The sequence below is a fragment of the Marivirga sericea genome, assembly GCF_900177665.1.
In the GTDB taxonomy this organism is placed as follows: domain Bacteria; phylum Bacteroidota; class Bacteroidia; order Cytophagales; family Cyclobacteriaceae; genus Marivirga; species Marivirga sericea.
This window is the reverse complement of the sequence record NZ_FXAW01000023.1, coordinates 1-3,078: the sequence shown is the minus strand read 5'-3', so window position 1 is coordinate 3,078 and position 3,078 is coordinate 1. Positions and strand designations below refer to the sequence as shown.

At 34.4% G+C, this 3,078-nt stretch carries 4 protein-coding genes; all 4 read left to right on the top strand.

All coding sequences use genetic code 11. From position 1 onward, the window contains the following. Nucleotides 1-66: 66 nt before the first annotated feature. Nucleotides 67-681 carry a hypothetical protein gene (locus B9Y84_RS20330; RefSeq protein WP_085519235.1) on the top strand — a complete coding sequence of 205 codons (615 nt, stop codon included), beginning with the start codon at nucleotides 67-69 and terminating at the stop codon, nucleotides 679-681. A 207-nt stretch (nucleotides 682-888) separates the two neighbouring features. Beyond that, nucleotides 889-1,407 carry a hypothetical protein gene (locus B9Y84_RS20325; RefSeq protein WP_085519234.1) on the top strand — a complete coding sequence of 173 codons (519 nt, stop codon included), beginning with the start codon at nucleotides 889-891 and terminating at the stop codon, nucleotides 1,405-1,407. Between the two features lie 462 nt (nucleotides 1,408-1,869). Then, on the top strand, nucleotides 1,870-2,412 hold the full coding sequence (locus B9Y84_RS20320; RefSeq protein ID WP_085519233.1) for a hypothetical protein: 543 nt from the start codon (nucleotides 1,870-1,872) through the stop codon (nucleotides 2,410-2,412). 222 nt (nucleotides 2,413-2,634) lie between these two features. Next, a partial coding sequence (locus B9Y84_RS20315; RefSeq protein ID WP_139828127.1) for a hypothetical protein occupies nucleotides 2,635-3,078 on the top strand: 444 nt, incomplete at its 3' end.

Genomic DNA, 3,078 nt, shown 5'->3' with positions numbered 1-3,078 from the left:
ACTAAGATTCCCAATCAAAACGATTGATAGCATGACGTTGGCACTCATTGTAATTCGAATCAATTAATGAAGAAAATAATATTTGTAATTGTCTCCGTTCTGTTAATACTGTCTTTATTCTTCAATTTTGTCTTTTTTTATATTCTTAGATACGATTGGGACTGGGAAAAAGATAAGCTTCAGGACAAGACCAGAATCTTATATTATCTGACAAATGATGTACGACTTGACGTTATAAACGACAAACAGTTAGAAAACATGTCTGCTTCCAATGGAATATTGAATAAAGTAGATAGTCTTAAGACTGCATCAAATGACACTCTTACTATAATTCAGGAGGAATTAGTAGCCATGTCCGGAGGGTATTTATTTAATGGAAATTATGTTAACCCAAAAGCTAAAACTTATGTAAAAAGATATTTCTATGAAGAAAATTTCTATAGACCTTATGCTTACAAAGAAGTAGATAGTTTGCTATCCAATTATATTGCCAATTATGAGAGGTTAACCAACCTTAAATCAGAACTCAATGCAATTCCTGTCATGTTAAGTGGTTATAAACGAAATTCAGTTTCTGACATATTTTACGACCTAACACTAAGTGAGAGCATGATTGCAATTTCCTTAATACAGACGAAGATTGAGATCGATTTTAACAATTATATGCATAATATGAAATGACGAGTGCCAACATCCTGTAATAAATCATGGCTGTTAGTAGGTTATTGTTCATTCAGCTCTTCGTAGAAAGCCCGTCAATCCGCAGGATTGACTTATTTGTGAAAATTAATTTAATAAGCCAATCCTGCGGATTGCCTCGGTAGTTAACTGAAATTTTTATAGTTTTAATCAGCCACGAATTTATACAGTGGCGTTGTAGCACATTTCATGGATAAGCAATCAATAAATCAACTCGTAAACATAAAAACTATCGGTTGGACATCGTTAGTCATAGCTGGTACACTATTCATCTGGCTACTTTTCCAAACTGGTGCCACTTTTTTATTTGACAATGCGATCACCTCTATGAATGGAGGATTGGAAGGTGAAAATGAAATCATTGATGAAATGCAAAACACTACAAATAAAGTAAAGGCAATTTTGTTACTTTCTTTACTCTTTACTGGTATTGTTTCTTTTGCATCTTTCGGTTTAGCCAAGCTTAAAAAATGGGGATTGATCCTATTTCAAGCAATAACCATCTTCTTAATAATAGCTGTATTGAGTGGCTTAGCTTTTTGTTTTTATTACTTAACTACAAAAGTCCAAACCTTTGAAAACCCGTTAAAAACTAGCATGAAATATTATACAATGGGATATGGTATATTTATGGCTTTATTTGCTTGGGCATTGACCAGAGTTAATATTTACTTAAAAAGGGTTTCTAAAAAGGTAGAATTTATCTAAAAACGTGCTACAACATCACATAAAACCAATTTGCTCAGCTCCCTGTAGCAAAATCAGCAGTAAATAGCCAGCAATTTATGCTGTCACTTTGTGGCAGCTTCATCAACGGGCGGACCGAGCATTGTAGGGCTCACTAGCTTTTTAAAGTCATTCAATCAATTCAATTATTGGCTATCGTCGGGCGGACCTTATTTTACTGACCCACTGGACCTGCCGTAGGTGGACAGCATCATTTTAATCAACATTCTGCCTTGGTGGAAACCACATAAATTGCTTAGTTTAGTATTTCATAGCCCACATAGGCAAACAGGTTTTATGTAGGCGTTGGCAACAATTCCCAATATAGCCAAGCGATTAACTTCGCAAGCTAACGGGAGAGCAGAGAAATTGAAAGAACTAGTGAAAATTGATAAATATAGATTACTGATTTTCATCATTTTATAAAACGTTTGTCAGAATAATATGAGGATTCTTAAATACATTTCAATTTTATCTATACTCCTAAACTCCTGTACAAGCAATCAAAGACAGCCAAAAGCAGATTGGGAATACATTGAAGTCACTTATGATGATGGATGGACAGGAGGCTCAACTGTTGCAATAAACAAGGATATTTCCTTTAAGAAATGTTACTATGAAATAATATCATCAATTAAAAATTGCTCCTGTTATCATTCAAAATTGTCTAAAGAACAGGTAATACAAATAAATCAGTTAATTGGGGCATTGAGGAACTCAAAAGTGGATTCATTATATGATGGTCGTTGTCAAGATTGTGGTGGGTATGAGATAATTGTACAATATTCTGATAAAACGATTAAGTCATCCGTAATTGGACTTAATAAATTCAATAATGGTATAGACAGCTTAGGGACATTTGTAAGTGACCTACCTAGTAGTGAAGATAAGTTAGACTCTTGTGAAGTTTTCAGCTCTACAAAACATATAATACCTGCAAAAATAGATGTTGGAGATAAAATAGAACTACCACCAGAGCTTCAATAAGATACTGTTGCCAACAATCTGTCATAAATCATGGCTGTTAGTAGGTTATTGTTACTTTAGCTCTTTATAGAAAGCCCGGAAATCCGCAGGATTGACTTATTGATGGAAATTTATTTAATAAGCCAATCCTGCGGATTGCCTCGGTAGTTAAGTGAAATTTTTATACTTTTAATCAGCCACGGATTTATACAGTGGCGTTAGCACAAATTGCAATAGTAGCTCATGGATTCTGAAGTTACAAAGTATATAGTATTTGCATTCGGACTTGGGACAGCGATAATCGGATTTGTTTTCCCTGACGACTTAAGACATCCGGACTTTTACAGAAAGTGTCTGATTGCATCTGTGAGTTCGGCAATAATTGGATTAGCTTTCGAATACACAAAGACATTCAATTTGACAGGTGGAGTAACCTTGGTAGTAATGTCTATTGCTTTACTTCATCTAACAACTTTTAAGCTTCTAAGTAAACTATTCAAGAAAATTACTGGTCATGACCCGTGTGTAACATCAGTGTCAAGCTCTGTCGGTCATCCCCCACTTGGAGGTTTTAAGTATAAATATCCAAAGAGTAGAAAAGTTGAATTATCAGATTTTGCCTTTAGTTTCCTACAAGCGCTTTTACCAATCTTTACGGCAATGCTATTGATTTATTTTATCAAGAAT

Coding starts and splice junctions, on each gene's coding strand:
- B9Y84_RS20330 (WP_085519235.1), top strand. CDS start 67: ATGAAGAAAATAATATTTGTAATTGTCTCCGTTCTGTTAATACTGTCT.
- B9Y84_RS20325 (WP_085519234.1), top strand. CDS start 889: ATGGATAAGCAATCAATAAATCAACTCGTAAACATAAAAACTATCGGT.
- B9Y84_RS20320 (WP_085519233.1), top strand. CDS start 1,870: ATGAGGATTCTTAAATACATTTCAATTTTATCTATACTCCTAAACTCC.